This window comes from Arthrobacter flavus (assembly GCF_039526005.1).
GTDB classification, from domain to species: Bacteria; Actinomycetota; Actinomycetes; order Actinomycetales; family Micrococcaceae; genus Arthrobacter_D; species Arthrobacter_D flavus.
Genome location: NZ_BAAAIJ010000061.1, coordinates 1 through 16060, shown reverse-complemented (window position 1 = coordinate 16060; position 16060 = coordinate 1). Strand labels below are relative to the sequence as shown.

15 protein-coding genes are annotated in these 16060 nt (G+C 66.1%); 4 read left to right on the top strand and 11 right to left on the bottom strand.

Going from position 1 to position 16060, the window contains the following annotated elements; all coding sequences use genetic code 11:
• Positions 1-176 precede the first annotated feature (176 nt).
• Genes ABD059_RS16970 through ABD059_RS16955 form a run of 4 tightly spaced genes read left to right on the top strand, consistent with a single transcriptional unit; the run spans position 177 to position 4487 of the window.
• Positions 177-860 carry a GntR family transcriptional regulator gene (locus tag ABD059_RS16970; protein ID WP_343882220.1) on the top strand — a complete coding sequence of 228 codons (684 nt, stop codon included), beginning with the start codon at positions 177-179 and terminating at the stop codon, positions 858-860.
• Positions 853-2388 carry an MmgE/PrpD family protein gene (locus ABD059_RS16965; protein WP_343882218.1) on the top strand — a complete coding sequence of 512 codons (1536 nt, stop codon included), beginning with the start codon at positions 853-855 and terminating at the stop codon, positions 2386-2388. Before ABD059_RS16970 ends, ABD059_RS16965 begins: the two co-directional genes overlap by 8 nt.
• The gene (gene prpB / locus ABD059_RS16960; protein ID WP_343882216.1) at positions 2389-3342 is read left to right on the top strand and encodes a methylisocitrate lyase; all 954 of its coding nucleotides are present in this window, start codon (positions 2389-2391) and stop codon (positions 3340-3342) included.
• On the top strand, positions 3339-4487 hold the full coding sequence (locus ABD059_RS16955) for a bifunctional 2-methylcitrate synthase/citrate synthase (protein WP_343882214.1): 1149 nt from the start codon (positions 3339-3341) through the stop codon (positions 4485-4487). The genes prpB and ABD059_RS16955 overlap by 4 nt, the downstream gene beginning before the upstream one ends.
• A gap of 79 nt (positions 4488-4566) precedes the next feature.
• Here ABD059_RS16955 and ABD059_RS16950 read toward each other — a convergent pair whose 3' ends face one another.
• The 11 genes from ABD059_RS16950 to ABD059_RS16900 all read right to left on the bottom strand — a co-directional run bounded on the left by ABD059_RS16950 (position 4567) and on the right by ABD059_RS16900 (position 15816).
• Positions 4567-5049 carry an 8-oxo-dGTP diphosphatase gene (locus ABD059_RS16950; protein ID WP_343882212.1) on the bottom strand — a complete coding sequence of 161 codons (483 nt, stop codon included), beginning with the start codon at positions 5047-5049 and terminating at the stop codon, positions 4567-4569.
• A 53-nt stretch (positions 5050-5102) separates the two neighbouring features.
• Positions 5103-6257, bottom strand: coding sequence for a hypothetical protein (locus ABD059_RS16945; protein ID WP_343882210.1), 1155 nt, complete (start codon positions 6255-6257; stop codon positions 5103-5105).
• Positions 6258-6416: 159 nt separating this feature from the next.
• Positions 6417-7391, bottom strand: a complete 975-nt coding sequence (gene xerD / locus ABD059_RS16940) for a site-specific tyrosine recombinase XerD (protein WP_343882208.1) — start codon at positions 7389-7391, stop codon at positions 6417-6419.
• A 2-nt stretch (positions 7392-7393) separates the two neighbouring features.
• Complete coding sequence (locus ABD059_RS16935; RefSeq protein WP_343882206.1) at positions 7394-8095, bottom strand: NUDIX domain-containing protein; 702 nt, start codon at positions 8093-8095, stop codon at positions 7394-7396.
• A 1-nt stretch (position 8096) separates the two neighbouring features.
• On the bottom strand, positions 8097-9800 hold the full coding sequence (gene pyrG, locus ABD059_RS16930; protein ID WP_343882204.1) for a CTP synthase: 1704 nt from the start codon (positions 9798-9800) through the stop codon (positions 8097-8099).
• Positions 9794-11521 carry a DNA repair protein RecN gene (recN, locus tag ABD059_RS16925; protein WP_343882202.1) on the bottom strand — a complete coding sequence of 576 codons (1728 nt, stop codon included), beginning with the start codon at positions 11519-11521 and terminating at the stop codon, positions 9794-9796. Before recN ends, pyrG begins: the two co-directional genes overlap by 7 nt.
• The gene (locus tag ABD059_RS16920) at positions 11518-12444 is read right to left on the bottom strand and encodes an NAD kinase (protein ID WP_343882200.1); all 927 of its coding nucleotides are present in this window, start codon (positions 12442-12444) and stop codon (positions 11518-11520) included. Before ABD059_RS16920 ends, recN begins: the two co-directional genes overlap by 4 nt.
• Positions 12441-13313 (bottom strand): TlyA family RNA methyltransferase, encoded by an 873-nt coding sequence (locus ABD059_RS16915; protein WP_343882198.1) that lies wholly within the window; start codon positions 13311-13313, stop codon positions 12441-12443. Before ABD059_RS16915 ends, ABD059_RS16920 begins: the two co-directional genes overlap by 4 nt.
• Positions 13300-13494: a hypothetical protein gene (locus ABD059_RS16910; protein ID WP_343882196.1), complete on the bottom strand. Its 195-nt coding sequence runs from the start codon at positions 13492-13494 to the stop codon at positions 13300-13302. The genes ABD059_RS16915 and ABD059_RS16910 overlap by 14 nt, the downstream gene beginning before the upstream one ends.
• On the bottom strand, positions 13494-14510 hold the full coding sequence (locus ABD059_RS16905) for an HAD-IIA family hydrolase (protein WP_343882194.1): 1017 nt from the start codon (positions 14508-14510) through the stop codon (positions 13494-13496). The genes ABD059_RS16910 and ABD059_RS16905 overlap by 1 nt, the downstream gene beginning before the upstream one ends.
• On the bottom strand, positions 14503-15816 hold the full coding sequence (locus ABD059_RS16900) for a hypothetical protein (protein WP_343882192.1): 1314 nt from the start codon (positions 15814-15816) through the stop codon (positions 14503-14505). The genes ABD059_RS16905 and ABD059_RS16900 overlap by 8 nt, the downstream gene beginning before the upstream one ends.
• Positions 15817-16060 lie beyond the last annotated feature (244 nt).

Below are 16060 nucleotides of genomic sequence, written 5' to 3'. Positions count from 1 at the left end.
CTCCACGTCAGTGTGTTGTGGTGTCATCCTACTGATGAAGCTCCCGTCGTGTATACAGAAAAGGCCGAATTGGCCACCTGTTTGGCTGATATCTTGCGGTACCTGACCTCCTTGTATACATTGGCTGTACTGGTGAACACCGTCACCGGTACAGGCCAGCGTCGGCAGGAGGACCAGTGCGAGCAAGCGACAGGGCCTACGCCGCACTGAAGTCCGACATTGTCGAGTGGCGGCTGGTTCCGGGCACCGTCCTCGCCGAGGTTGAGCAGTCGGCCCGGCTCGGAGTGTCCCGGACCCCCCTTCGGGAGGCACTAGCCCGGCTCGGAGCGGAAGGCCTGACCGCGGCGCAGGCCGGACGCGGCGTCGTCGTCACCGATATTTCCCTGGCGAAGATGACTGAACTTTTCGATGTCCGGCTGGCCCTGGACTGCAAGGCCGCCGAGCTGGCTGCGGCGCACCGGAATCCCCACGTCTTCACCGCCCTGGCACAGCGCTTCGAGGACGCGTCCAGCCTCATCGCCGGTGCCGACCCGGACCAGCGCGCCTACTACGCCCTGGTCTCGGAACTGGACCTCGCCGTCGACGACGCCGCGGACAACCAGTTCCTTCGCCAGGCGCAAGGCCAGCTCCGCGCGCAGCTCGTACGGATCAGACGCCTGGCCAAGGACAACAGCGACCGACTGCTCGCCTCAGCCGCCGAGCACGCCCAGATTGCCCGGTCGATTGCCGGCGGCAACACCGATCTGGCGATAGCGGCCACCAAGATCCACCTACACAACAGTCTTGCCCACCTGCTGGCATCGAAACTTAGCTTCGACGCCGGGTCCACCCCCTCCCGAAAGGCTCACCCCAATGGTTGAACATCATCTGGTCCGCACCCACCGCAGCGAAGAAAACCTCCCCCGCGAGGAGCAGCTCGCCTACCGGCTGGCGCTGGTCGCTGCCGACCCGGTGGAGGTCGACGACGACGTCGCCGACATGGTGATCAACCGCATCATCGATAATGCCTCAGTGGCCGTCGCCTCATTCACCCGCGCCCCGGTGGTCGCTGCCCGCGCGCAGGCCACCAGCCACCCGGCGTCGTCGAATGGCGCCGGTGCGACCATCTTCGGGATCAACCAGAAGACCTCCCCGGAGTGGGCAGCCTGGGCCAACGGCGTCGCCGTCCGCGAACTGGATTATCACGACACGTTCCTGGCCGCCGACTACTCCCACCCGGGCGACAACATCCCGCCCATCCTCGCCGTCGCCCAGCACACCGGCCGATCCGGACGGGATTTGCTGCGCGCCATCACCACGGGCTACGAGATCCAGGTGGATTTGGTCAAAGCCATCTGCCTCCACCAGCACAAGATCGATCACGTAGCCCATCTCGGCCCATCAGCAGTCGCTGGCATTGGCACGTTGTTGGAGCTCGACGTCGAGACCATCTTCCAGTCCATCGGCCAGGCCCTGCACACCACCACCGCCACCCGGCAGTCCAGGAAGGGCGAGATCTCCACCTGGAAGGCTCACGCGCCGGCCTTCGCCGGAAAGATGGCGGTGGAGTCAGCGGACCGGGCGATACGCGGCCAGACCTCCCCCACCCCGATCTACGAGGGTGAGGACGGGGTCATTGCCTGGCTACTGGACGGCCCCGATGGTCGCTACGAGGTGCCGCTGCCCGCCGCAGGCGAACCGAAGCGCGCCATCCTCGACACTTACACCAAGGAGCACTCGGCCGAGTACCAGGCGCAGGCCCTGATCGACCTCGCCCGCAAGCTCCATGCGGCACACCCGGAGGCGGCCGACCCCGAGCAGGTGAAGTCGATCGTCATCCACACCTCGCACCACACCCACAACGTCATCGGATCCGGTGCAAACGACCCGCAGAAGTACGATCCCACCGCATCCCGCGAGACCCTCGACCACTCGGTGCCCTACATCTTCACGGTCGCGCTGCAGGACGGTTCCTGGCACCATGTTGACTCCTACACCCCCGAGCGGGCTGGCCGGGCGGACACCGTGGCACTCTGGCACAAGGTCACCACCCTGGAGGACCCGGAGTGGACCCGGCGCTACCACTCACTGGATATCAGCGAGAAGGCTTTCGGCGGCCGGGTGGAAATCACCCTGACCGATGGCACCGTCATCACCGATGAGCTGGCTGTCGCCGACGCGCATCCCCTCGGTGCCCGGCCATTCGCCCGGGAGCAGTACATCAACAAGCTACGCACTTTGGCCGCAGGCCAGGACGGCAAAAGAATTGTCGACGAGGCAGAGATCGACCGGTTCCTCGCCGTCGTCGAGCGGTTGCCGGAGCTCACCGCAGGCGAACTGGACCAGCTCAACCTGGTCGCCGCCGCCGGCATCATCGACCCCGCCACCGCCCCGAAGGGACTGTTCTAAATGTTGTACTCAGCTATCACTCCCGAGCAGAAGCGCATCGCCTTCCGGGAGGGTCTCGCCTCCGGACGCATCCAGCAGTTCCCCGGTGCGTTCAATCCCCTGTCAGCGCGATTGATCGAGGACAAGGGGTTCGACGGCGTCTACATCTCCGGCGCGGTCCTCGCCAACGACCTTGGCCTGCCGGACATTGGCCTGACGACCCTGACCGAGGTGGCCACCCGTGCCGGGCAGATCGCCCGGATGACCGATCTGCCGTCAATTGTCGACGCCGACACCGGCTTCGGCGAGCCCATGAACGTTGCCCGCAGCATCCAGGAACTGGAAAACGCCGGGCTGGCGGGCTGCCACATCGAGGACCAGTTCAACCCCAAACGGTGCGGGCACCTGGACGGCAAAAATGTGGTGGACCTGGACACGGCCACCAAACGCATCCGGGCCGCGGCCGACGCCCGTCGGGATCCGAACTTCCTCATCATGGCGCGCACCGACATCCGCGGCACTGACAGCCTCGACGCTGCCAAGGACCGGGCGAAGGCCCTGGTCGACGCCGGCGCCGACGCCATCTTCCCCGAGGCCATGCGGGACCTGACTGAGTTCCAGGCCATCCGCGACGCCGTCGACGTCCCGATCCTCGCCAATATGACCGAGTTCGGGAAGAGTGAGCTGTTCACCCTGGACGAGCTCGCCTCGGCGGGCGTCAACATGGTGATCTATCCCGTGACCCTGCTGCGTAGTGCAATGGGCGCAGCGGAGCGTACGCTGGAAATCATCAAGGCCGACGGCACCCAGCAGGGGGCCGTCGGTGCCATGCAGACCCGGGCCCGGCTGTACGAGCTCGTGGACTACGAGGCGTACAACCGTTTTGACACCTCGGTATTCAATTTTCAGGTGCCCGGTTCCCCGGAGCACACGACGCAGCAGGCCCCTTCCGCCGTTGAACAGGAGTCACCATGACAGAAACGACAGAAACGCAGATCTACAAAGGGCTGGCCGGGGTCACGGTCGACACCACGGCCATCTCGATGGTCAACTCCGACACCAACTCCCTCCTGTACCGCGGGTACCCAGTGCAGGAGCTGGCCGCAAAGTGCAGCTTTGAAGAGGTTGCCTACCTGATGTGGCACGGCGATCTTCCGTCGAAGGAGCAGTTGGCCGAGTTCACAGCGTTCGAGCGCAGTCACCGTGCGCTGGCCGACAACGTCAAAGCCGCCATCGATCTGCTGTCCACCTCCTGCCACCCGATGGACGTCGCCCGTACCGCTGTGTCGGTGCTCGGCGCCAACCACCCCAAGGCGTCAGATTCCTCCCCCGAGGCCAACCTCGAGAAGGCAATGGAGCTGTTCGCAGCGTTCCCGGCCGTCGTCGCCTACGACCAACGCCGTCGTCGCGGCCAGGAGATCGTTGCACCGCGGGACGATCTCGACTACTCGGCCAACTTCCTCTGGATGACTTTCGGTGAGGAGGCTGCCCCGGAGGTGGTGGAGGCGTTCAACGTATCGATGGTGCTTTACGCCGAGCACTCCTTCAACGCGTCGACCTTCACCGCCCGGGTCATCACGTCAACCCTGGCTGACCTCCACTCGGCGGTCACCGGAGCGATTGGCGCCCTCAAGGGACCGCTGCATGGCGGGGCCAACGAGGCTGTGATGCACACGTTCGAGGAGATCGGCATCCGCACCGACGAGTCCCGAGAGGACGCCGCAGCCCGCGCCAAGGCCTGGATGGAGGACGCCCTCGCCCAGAAGAAGAAAGTGATGGGCTTCGGTCACCGGGTCTACAAGAACGGCGACTCGCGGGTTCCCACCATGAAGGCCGCGCTCGACGGGATGATCGAGCACTTCGACCGGCCGGAGCTGCTGGGCCTGTACAGCGGACTGGAAACCGCAATGGACGAGGCGAAGAGCATCAAACCCAACCTCGACTACCCTGCCGGGCCCACCTACCACCTGATGGGGTTCGACACGGAGATGTTCACGCCCCTGTTCATCGCCGCCCGGATCACTGGGTGGACCGCCCACATCATGGAGCAGGCCGCTTCCAACTCCCTGATCCGCCCGCTCAGCGCCTACAACGGCCCGGAGCAGCGCCAGGTCCCCTAGCTCCCTCCCTTTTTTGGATCGAGTCAACAGAAATGACGGGTTTTCCTTGGAAAACCCGTCATTTCTGTTGACTCGACCCTTATGGGTTGGCCCAGACCGCGCTGCTCACGGTTTCGTTGTCCGGGTTGAGGGTGACGAGCACGTCCAGTTGTTCGCCGGCGATCACCGACCCCAGCCAATGTTGTGCGTCCTCCCACATGCCCTCCCACGGCAGATCATTCACCGGATACCAGGCGGGGTCCACCTCGGCGGTGGGCTGCGGGGTTCCGGCCCACTCATCGGCAGTGAAGATCGCGGCGTCCATGTCGGCTGCCGGTTGGGAAGGGAAGCGCCAGCGGATCCGTCCCAGCTGAGTCAGTTGTGACACTCCGACGACGACGCCGGATTCCTCCGCGACTTCCCGCACCGCGGCCTGGGCGTCGGTTTCCCCAGCTTCTACTCCCCCGCCGAGAGTAACGATCCGCCCGGCGCCGAACCCGGTCTTCTTGAGCCCGAGCAGCACTTCGCTGCCCGAGTCCGTGTCACGAAACAGGAAGCACAGGACAACGAGGCGGGGGCTCATGAGCCCCAAGTGTAGTCCCCGGAACCCCTTGGAGAGCCGAGGATGGGTACTGGCTAGTCGGTGATGACGATCGACTCGGCGATGGCTGCCAGGGCGTCGAACTCCGCCGATCCGGCGTAGGCCTCAGCATCGGAGAGGGACTCGAACTGCCGGCCCTCCCCATAGGGTGAGAGCTGGAAGTTGTTGGTGAGAGACAGCAAACCCACCTCGGCGCTTGAAATCACGTTATAGAGCATGCATCCCTCGCCCGCCGTCGGGTCGTCGGCGAGGACCAGCGCGGTGGTTCCGACTATTCGATCGCCGGTGAAGACCCGGAGCACGAATTTTGCGTTGACTGGCCCATTGGGTGTGTCGACCGAGACCGGCAGGGCACGGACCTCTTGCCAGGGAACTGCCGGCTCAGCGCAGGCTCCCCCGATGCCGCCCTCGGCGGAACGTTGCAGATTGGACACCACTTCCCCGGCCGGGTTCAGGACGTCCAACCCTTGTGCCCCTGCAACCAGATCCCAGCCGGCTGGCACCTCCACGGTCAGCCCCATGTCGGCCGCTGAGGACGGCTCCCTGACAGGCTCTGTGGTGGTGATGTCCAGCGGCGACGGAGGAACCTGTGAAACTATCCATCGACTGTCCGGCCGGCAGGACTCGGGGGTGAAGAACGATGCCGAGTTTTCTTCCGTGTCCGCAACGGTGCTTGCCCCTCCCCCGAGGGAGATCGTTTGTCCGAGCTGGTAATCGGTACCGAAGAAGGTCAGTACACCATCGGACCAGGACGCATCCGTGTCCGGAAAATATGCGAGGACCCGGGTCGAGTCAGAGGCCTCAATGTACACACAACCGTCCTCGAGGATGAGTGAACCGGTCAGCAACGCCGCGTCTCCGCCCACCCCGGTGGGCGTATAGGTTGCCAGCGGGGACCCGGCTGCCGCGGGAGTGGTGGGCGCAGGCTCACTCGATGCCGCAGCCGACCCGGTCCCCACGGAGTTAGGTTGATCAGTCGCCAGAGGCGCCGTGGGACCGAAGTTTCCACTGATGATGACAGCGGCAGCCAGGGCCGCAACCGCGGCTGTCACACCCGCCGCGATAGCCCACCTGCGTCGACGTGTCAGCGGCGTCCGCGACGGGCCAGGCTCGGCTTGATCGCTGAACACCTGGGCTGAAGAACTCCGGCCCGGTCCAACACCCGCCAGCACCGGTACGCTCCCGATCATGCGTATTCCTCGAACGAGCCGTTCACTAGGATCCATCTCACGTATCTCCCTCGGTCGGCAACACGTCGGGTAGGGTTTTCGCGAAGGCTTTGCGGACCCGGTGCAGAGGTGGAACAGGATACTGGCAGAACCGCAAAAAGCGATACCCCTTCGAATGGATCAGAGAGCGCGTGGATGCGCAGCAGCATAGACCTCGCGGAGGGTATCCGCAGTAACCAGGGTGTACACCTGGGTGGTGGTGACCGAGGCGTGCCCCAGCAGCTCCTGCACCACCCTCACGTCCGCGCCGCCCTCCAGTAAATGGGTCGCGAAGGAGTGTCGCAGGGTGTGCGGCGACACCTCGCCGGTCACCCCGGCCTTCTCAGCCGCGGACTTCAGGATGGTCCACGCACTCTGCCGGCTCAGTCGTCCACCGCGCAGGTTCAGGAACAGCGCCGGGTTACCCCGGCCGTTGGCGGACAAAGCTGGCCGCGCCCGGACCAGGTAGGAGTCAATGGCCTTCGCCGCATACGACCCCAACGGCACCATCCGCTCCTTGGACCCCTTGCCGAACAAGCGGACGACGGCGGGGCCTTCCAGCGCCGCATCCACCGACACGTCGTCGACGTCGAGCCCCACCGCCTCGCTGATCCGGGAGCCGGTGGAGTAGAGGAATTCCAGCAGCGCCCGGTCCCGCTGTCCACCCGGGGTATCCGTGTTCACAGCCTCCAGGATGCGGGTCACCTCATCGACCGAAATGGCTTTCGGGAGCCGCTTACCGGCGATGGGAGGATGAATGTCGTGGGCGGGATCGGCGGTACAGATGCCCTCCAGCGCCCAGAACCGGTGCAGGCCACGGACCGCGACGACGGTGCGCGCGGCGGACCGCGGGCTCAGTGCGGCGAGGCCATCCGAACCAGTGGACAGGGCCTGCGCGAACGCCGAGATGTCATGCCGGGTGATCCGCTGCACGTCGGTGACTGAACGGGTCACCAAAAACCGGTGGTACCTCAACAGGTCGCGCCGGTACGCGGCCAGGGTGTTGGCTGACAGGCCGCGCTCCACTGCCATGTGCTGCAGGTACTCGCCCATGAGCCGTCCGGGCCCGGTCTCCCGCAGGTCGTCGACTGCGGTCCGCGTTGCAGGAACCGCCATCGTTAGCCCTTCAGGACCGATCCGTTGGGCCAGGTGTGGTGCTGGCTGGAGTGCTCTGGCCAGGGCTCATCGGCGGGTCGCAGCTGGTCGTAGCCAGAGTCCCGTGCCACTGATGCGGCGAGAATCGCTGCGACGGCCGAGGGGCTGTGAATCCGGCCGGCCAGGACAGCCGCGACGGCCTCGTCCAGGTCGACCCAGGCCAACTCAATTTCTGCTTCCTCGTGGGTGCGTTCGTGGCGTTCATCAGGGTGGATCTCCGCGACACCCCGCGCCAGATAGATACGCAACGCTTCACTGGATGACCCGGGGGACAGGAACAGGTCGGTCAGAACGTTCCACCGCTCAGCGGTGAGATCCGCCTCCTCAGCGAGCTCACGAGCTGCAGCCGCGACAAAATCCTCATCAGGAACATCCAGCAGGCCCGCCGGGATCTCCCAGAGCGTCATCCGCACCGGGTGACGGTACTGGTTGATCAACAGCACCTGCCCGGCATCGTTCAGAGCCAACACGGCCACAGCACCAGGATGCTCGATGTAGTCGCGCACCAGCGGTTCGCCGTGACCGTCATCAGTGAGGGAGAAGGTGTCGCTGACGACGTTCCAGATCCTGCCCTCGTAGACCACCGTAGAGTCCAGCAAACGCCGGGGGCTCTGCCGGTCACCCAGCGGCTGCGCCGATTCCTCCACGTCCGCCCCCTGGCTCATGCTAGGCCTTGACCCCGCGACGAAGCAGCGCAGCCTTGACCAGTCCGGCGAACAGCGGGTGCGGGCGGGTGGGGCGTGAGCTCAGCTCGGGGTGCGCCTGGGTCGCCACATAGTACGGGTGGACGTTCTTCGGCAGTTCAACGAACTCGACCAGCTTGCCGTCGGGCGACGTTCCTGAGAACACCAGGCCAGCTGCCGAGATCTGCTCACGGAAATCGTTGTTGACCTCGTAGCGGTGGCGGTGGCGTTCGCTGACAGTGGTCTTCCCGTAGGTGCGGGCCACCACTGAACCTTCGTCGAGCTTCGCCTCCCACAGGCCGAGGCGCATGGTGCCGCCCATATCTCCGTCGCCGTCGACAATGTGCAATTGTTCGGCCATGGTCGCGATGACCGGGAACTCGGTGTCGGGGTCGAACTCACTTGAGGATGCGCCCTCAAGGCCCACCACGTTGCGGGCGTATTCGATGACCATGCACTGCAGCCCAAGGCAGAGTCCCAGCGTGGGGACCGAGTTTTCGCGGGCGTAAGTGAGGGCCCCAAGTTTTCCTTCGAGGCCACGAATGCCGAAACCACCCGGAACGCAGATGGCATCGGCTCCGTCGAGTGCCTGCGCCGCTCCTTCGGGGGTGTCGCAGTTGTCCGAGGGCACCCAGCGGATGACCACCTTGGACTTGTTGGCGAAACCGCCGGCGCGCAGCGCCTCAGTCACCGACAGGTAGGCGTCCGGCAGGTCGATGTACTTGCCCACCAGGGCAATCTCGACGGTGTGTTTGGGGTGGTGGACGGCGTCGAGCAGCTTGTTCCACTTGGTCCAGTTGACGTCCTTGAACTTCAGGTCCAGGGCCTGCACAATGTACGCGTCGAGGCCCTGGGCGTGCAGGGTCTTGGGGATGTCGTAGATGCTGGCGGCGTCGGCCGCGTTGACGACGGCGTCGACGTCGACGTCGCACATCCTGCCGATCTTTTCCCGCATGGCGTCCGGGATTTCGCGGTCGGACCTGATGACGATCGCGTCCGGCTGGATACCGATGGAGCGCAGCATCGCCACGGAGTGTTGGGTGGGCTTGGTTTTCAGTTCCTGGGAGGGGCCGATGTAGGGCACCAGGGAGACGTGCAGGAAGAACACGTTGTTGCGGCCAATGTCCTGGCGTACCTGGCGGGCTGCCTCGAGGAAGGGCTGCGATTCGATGTCACCGACGGTGCCACCGATCTCGGTGATGATGACGTCGGGGGCCTTCTTCGCTTCGACGTGTTCGGAAGGCAACCGCATCCGACGCTTGATTTCGTCGGTGATGTGCGGGATGACCTGGACGGTGTCACCGAGGTATTCGCCGCGGCGTTCCTTGGCGATGACCGTCGAGTAGATCTGGCCGGTGGTCACGTTCGCTGACCCGTCCAGACTCTCGTCGAGGAAACGCTCGTAGTGGCCGATGTCGAGGTCCGTTTCAGCGCCGTCGTCGGTCACGAAGACCTCGCCGTGCTGGAAGGGATTCATGGTGCCCGGGTCGACGTTGAGATACGGGTCGAGCTTCTGCATCGTGACGGATAAGCCACGCGCACGGAGAAGATGACCGAGGCTTGAAGCGGTGAGTCCCTTCCCGAGGGAGGAGGCTACGCCACCCGTCACGAAGACGTGCTTGGTAGTCTTGGCGGACTTCTGGAACCGGGAATTTGTTGATTGCACCACGGAGTTCGAGCCTAGCACTTCGAGGCGGTCCGCGCTGCGTCCGCGAGCAGTTCCTCGGCGTGGGCCTGGGCTGTCGCCGACTCTTCCTGGCCGGCGAGCATGCGTGCCAGCTCCCGGACCCGCTCCGCTTCGGGCAGGACTTCGACGTCGCTGGCGGTGACACCGTCACCGGCGGCGGTCGCCGACACGTTCTTGGTCACCCTGATGTGCTGGGACGCGAACGCCGCCACCTGGGGCAGGTGGGTGACCACAATCACCTGAACGTGCTCGGCGAGCATGGCGAGTCGTCGCCCGATTTCCACAGCCGCCTTGCCGCCGACGCCCGCGTCCACCTCGTCGAACACGAAGGTCGGGACGGGGTCGACGGCGGCCAGCACCACTTCGATCGCGAGCATCACCCGTGAGAGTTCTCCGCCCGACGCACCTTTGCCCAGCGGCCGCGGGGCCGAGCCGGGGTGCGGCTGGAGGAGGAACGCAATCGAGTCGGCGCCGAACAGGGTGCGTTCCCCTGGCGTCACGTCGATGACCAGGCTGGCAGCGGCCATGGCGAGGGCGGACAATTCGTCGGTGACCCGTTCGGCAAGGGTAGCCGCCGCACTGGTGCGTAGAACGGTCAGCTCCGTGGCCTGCCCGGACACCGTCTCCTCGAGGGTGTCAATCTCGGCAGTGAGGGCCTCAATCCGGGTGGAGTCATCGCCGAGCTCCCCCAGCCGGAGCTGCCCGGCCTCGGCCCATTCCAGGACCTCATCGATGCTCGGCGCGTACTTGCGGATGAGAACGGCCAGTTCGGCCCGTCGTGATTCGACGTCGGCCAGCCGGCCGGGACCATCACTATCGAGGGAGGCGCTATAGCCTGAGAGCTCCGTGGAAATATCGGTGAGGATGTAGCCCACCTCGGCGAGCCGCCCCGCCAGCGCGGCCAGGGCTGGGTCGTGGTCCCCCGCCGATTCCAGTTGGCGTTTGGCGGCATCGACGAGCACTGTAGCGTCCTGATCGTCGGCGAATTCCCCCGAGACGAGCGCCTGGTGGGCTTTGAACGCCGCGGCCCGAAGTTCCTCGACATGGCCCAGGCGGATGGACTCCGCCTTCAGGTTCTCATCTTCGCCGGGCTGCGGTGCGACGGCGTCAATTTCTTCGAGCGCGATTTGCAGTGATTCGGCCTCCCGGACCCGTTCCCGCGAGTCGGTCAGGAGTTGCTCCAGTTCAGCGGCCGCCTCCTGCAGGCGGCGGTAGCTCACCTGATAGCGTTCCAGGGCCTCGGCCAGTGGGGGCCCGGCGAACTTGTCCAGCGCTTCCCGCTGGGCCGCAGTGGTTTTCAGGCGCAGCTGATCGGACTGGCCATGGACGACCACCAGCGCCGATCCCAGCTCAGCAAGCACCCCCGCAGGCGCTGATCTGCCGCCGACGTATGCGCGGCTCCGTCCGTCACTATTGACGGTGCGTGCGACGATCAGCTCAGCTGCGCCCTCCGACTCGTCCAGTTCCCCGCCGGCTTCCGCAGCACGCAGTGCGGCCGTACTGTGCGGGGCGATCCGCAGGACCGCCTCGGCTGAGGCGGCTTTCGCTCCGAGACGTACGGCACCGGCGTCGGCCCGCGCACCGAGCAGCAGTCCCAGAGCGGTGATCACCATCGTCTTGCCGGCACCGGTTTCGCCGGTCACCACGGTGAAACCGCCGCCCAGGTGCAGCGTGGCATCGGTGATGACGCCTAGGTCGCGGATGCGGATTTCTTCAATCACTGGCCGGTGCCTCCTGCATGACTGGTCGGGCCACGCCACCCCTGGGTGGGGAGCGAGAATTTCTTCACGAGTCGCTCGGAGAAGGGGGTGAGTTGGGTGCGAGCCAACCGCACCGGGGTCGCTGCACGGCGGACTTCCACCCGGGCGCCGGGCGGCAGGTCGACGGTGCGCCGCCCGTCGCACCACAGGACGCCCGCCGCGTCGGTGCGGGTGAGGATCTCCACTGCGAGGACCGACGTCGGCGCGATCACCAGAGGCTTGGCAAAGAGGGCATGGGCACTGATCGGTGCCATCAGCAGGGCTTCCACCTCGGGCCACACCACGGGTCCACCGGAGGAGAAGGCGTAGGCGGTCGACCCGGTGGGCGTTGCCATCACGACGCCGTCGCACCCGAAGGAGCTCAGGGGACGCCCGTCAACCTCCATCACCACCTCGATCATCCGTTCGCGGCTGGCCTTTTCGACGGCCGCCTCGTTCAGGGCCCAGGTCTGGGCTGCGAGGACGTCACCGCGCCACACCTGGACGTCGATGGTCATGCGCTCTTCGACGGTGTAGTCACGGTCTACCACCCGGCGTACCGTCTCCGTGAGGTCGGCCCGTTCGCTTTCAGCGAGGAACCCGACATGCCCAAGGTTGACGCCGAGCAGGGGGACCTCGGAGCCGCGGACCAGTTCCGCGGCGCGGAGAATTGTGCCATCGCCGCCCAGCACCATCCCCAGCTCAACCTGGTCGAGGCCAACATCGACGCCGAGGGTCTCGGTGGGCGCGGTGAGCACCCCGTACTCGTCCTGGATATCCTTCAGTTCCTCACCCCGCATGACGGGGACCAGCCCCGACTGGTGCAGCTGCGTACAGGCTTCCTGGGCAGCCGCCATCGCGTCGTGTCGCCCGGTGTGGGCAAGGACCAGTATCCGTCGTGTCATTGAAGCTCCGTCGTATCCCGTGCGCCGTCTGGCGTGCCGGTCACTAGCCGGGCATCAGTAAAAGCAGTGCTGGAGTCCAGCACCTGCCGGGTCATGCGATCAAGCTCCCCTTCGATCCTAGGCACCAGAGGGCCGGTCGGCACTGTTATCCACACAAAGAACTCAACATTTCCGTCCTGACCCGGCAGTTGACTGCGGATCAGCCCCGACACGGTCAGTCCGTGGGTCAGGGCGCTGCCGATCACCTGTCCGACGGCGCGGCGCCGTTCCTCCTCGGTTGCGACCACCCCGCTGGAGTTCAGCTTTCCCTTGCCCACTTCGAACTGGGGTTTGATGAGCAGCACCATGTCACCGCCGGGTTTGGTGGCCTGGGCGAGTGGGAGCAGCACCAGGGTGAGGGAAATGAAGGACAGGTCCGCCACCGTCAGATCAACCCGGCCGCCGATGGCGTCGGGCTCCAGTTGACGCACGTTGAGTCCCTCGACGACGTCGACCCGTGAGTCCCGGCGCAGGTCCGCAACGAGCTGGCCGTGCCCGACGTCGACGGCTACCACTCGGGACGCCCCTCCGCGGAGGAGCACCTCGGTGAAGCCGCCCGTGGAGGCCCCGGCGTCGAGGCACCGTTTTCCCTCGACGGTGACCTCGGTGAAGGACCGCAGGGCCCCATCGAGCTTCACCCCGGCACGGCTGACGAAGTCGGGAGCACCGCCGTCGTCGACTGCCAGTTCCTCGAAATCCTGGACCTTGCTGGCGGCCTTGGCCTGGAGGACGCCGGCACGGCGCACCCGGCCAGCGGCGATGAGCTGGGCGGCGTGCGACCGGGACCGTGCCAGCCCGCGGGCCACCAGAGCCTGATCAAGGCGCGTCATGGGCTTTGGGCGGGTCGGCGTTGAGCTCGGCAAGCAGGCCGTCGTGGAGTCCCGTGTACAGGCGGTTGTGGTCGCCGATGGGGAGGTCCGGGATACCGGCCAGATGAGCGGTCAGCTCATCCACGCTGGTGTCCCCGCTGGTCTCCGCCGGAAGGGGAAAGCCCGGGTCAGTGCCGGTCATCAGTGGCCTGCGGTCTCGTCGAGCACTGGGCTGCCCGCGGACTGCAGGGTGGGCAGTGCGGCGGTCACAGTGTCAGGATGGGCGCGCCACCAGGCGCTGCAGGCGGCACGCCAGGTGTCCAGGCTCGCTGGGTCCCCGGTCAGGTGGATGGTTCCGCCGTCGACCATCGCCGACGACGCCCCGCACCGGTACACGCCCTCGCTCTGGCTGATTTCCGGATACGGCTCGTACAGCCCCTCGAGGCTGGACAGGAGGAACTTCGGACGCTGATCGGCGACAGCCGCCAGCGCCGTCCGCACCGTGTCGACGCCGGTAAGCACCAGGGCAGTGTCCATCCGGGCGCGGTTTCCACCCAGGATGTCGGTGTCGAGCCGGTCCCCCACCACCAGGGGGTGGGAGACACCGAGGTGTCTGGCTGCAGTGACGAACAACGGTGCTTCGGGTTTGCCGGCTACCGCAGGAGTGCTGCCGGTGGCTGCTGTCACCGCCCCAACCAACGACCCGTTGCCGGGGGCGATGCCTCGGAGCTGCGGAATGGACAGGTCCGTGTTGGTCGCTACCCACACCGCACCGCCCGCCACCGCGTAGGCAGCCTCGGCCAGGTCCTTCCACCCCAGGTCGGGGTCAAAGCCCTGAATGACTGCATCAGGAGTTGGTTCGGCCGAGGTGACTGGGATCAGGCCCTGTGCCTTGACCTGGTCGATCAGGGTCTGACTGCCGGTGACCAGGACTGTCGATCCGGCGGGCACCAGCGTGGCCAGGAGCTCAGCCCCGGCAAACGCTGATCCGAACACCTGGGTCGCTGTCGCCGGAGCGCCCAGCTCACGCAGATGTGCCGCAACCTGTTCGGCTGATCGGGACGCGTTGTTGGTGATGTAGGCGAGGGCGACGTCGGTGTCCGCCAACCGCTCCAGGGACTCCACCGCCCCGGGAATGGCGTTCGGTCCCGCATATACGACACCATCCAGATCGGCCAACAGTGCGTCGTAGGACGAGATCAGGAAAGGCTCAGTCATGGTGCCTCTCGGAGTCCTGCCCGTCTTCGGGGCTGGTGCGCAGTGGTGCGGGCCGGTTAAGCGAACGCCAGGTGGCAGGTGCACGGCGTACTTCCTCCTCCGGGACGTCGTCGGGGGCGCCCGGCGTTTCCACGGGCTGCTGGGCAGCTACCGCTTCCGCCGCTTCCTGACCGGCCGACTTCGACTCGGCGTCGGTCGCAGAGGCGGCCGCCGGGGCTTCGCCTGCTCCCGACCGGTCTTCGGCCAACGAGGTGCTCCCCGGACTGCCGGAGGGGGACGAGGCAACCCGTCGGCGGGCGGCCGAGGCATCGGGGATGACCTCGTCGTCACCGGCGAGGTCAACAATGTCGGGCTCGGCGAACTCGCCCAACCCGAGAGCGCTGTCCGCGATCCCGGCCTGACGGCGCCACTGCTCGGCTTCAGCGGTGCGACCAACCGCCGCCAGCGCTGCGGCGTAAGCGCGGAACAGGCGTGGGCTGTAACTGAATGCACGGTTGCGGTCCAGCTGGCTGATTTCCAGTGCTGCGACCGCGGCCTCGTGTTGCTTCAGGTCTGAGCGGGCACCGGAGACCACCATGGCCAGTTCCACCTTGCCGGCAGAACTCAGCCCTTCGGCCTCCTCTGACTGGGCAAGATCGAGAGCGCGATCGGGGCGGCCCAGCCCTCGTTCACAATCGGCCATGACCGGAAGATGATCGTTCGAACCGCTGATCCGGCGGTAAGTGCGGAACTCCCGGAGCGCCTCCCCGTAGTGTCCCGCAGCGTAGGCGGTCAAACCCACTGCTTCACGGACGACGGCGAGCCTGCCCCCGCGGCGGCTGGCCGCCAGGGCGTGCTGGAATGCGAGCTCGGGCTCGTCCTCGAGCAGCCGGCCCGCCATCACGAGGTGGCGAGCTACCCACTCGGCGCTCTTCTCCTCAAGATTGCGGATCTGCGCCCGGGTCACCCGATCGAGTTCGGCGCCGGTCACATCCTCATCGATATCGGGAGACCGTTCGCGGTCTGGACGGTTGGCGCTGCGCAGATCCCGGGCGTTGAAGGAACGCTTCCCGCTCTCGGCGCGCTCTGAGCCGCCGCGGTTTTCATCACGTGGGCCGCCTGACCTGCGGTCGCTGGCACCACGACCGGCTGATGACCCGGCGGTCTTCGGAGGCGCTCCCCGATACCCGCCCGCCCGGTCATCGCGGGAGGCCGAGCTCCGGGGGGAGTCGCTCTGCCTGCCAACCGAGCGGCCGCCCTGGGTACCTGATCGATCGGGCCGTCGGTCTGCCCGGTCCGCTCCTTGATTGCGGTCTTGGTCGGCCATGGCTACGCGGTTCCTCTCATTACGAACGGAACCAGCGCTGGTGCGGTTTCCGCTCGGTTTCTCTATGAATCTGTGTGGGTGGCATGCTTCGCCGCCCTACCCATTGTAGGGCCTGCATCAGGAGTGTCGGGCTGGGTTGGTGGTCTGTGGTGGTGGTGGGCGGGGTTAAAGGCGAAAGGCCCCACCGGTGGTGGGGCCTTTCGTGAATGGTTGTCCGGCGGTGTCCTACTCTCCCACACTCTCT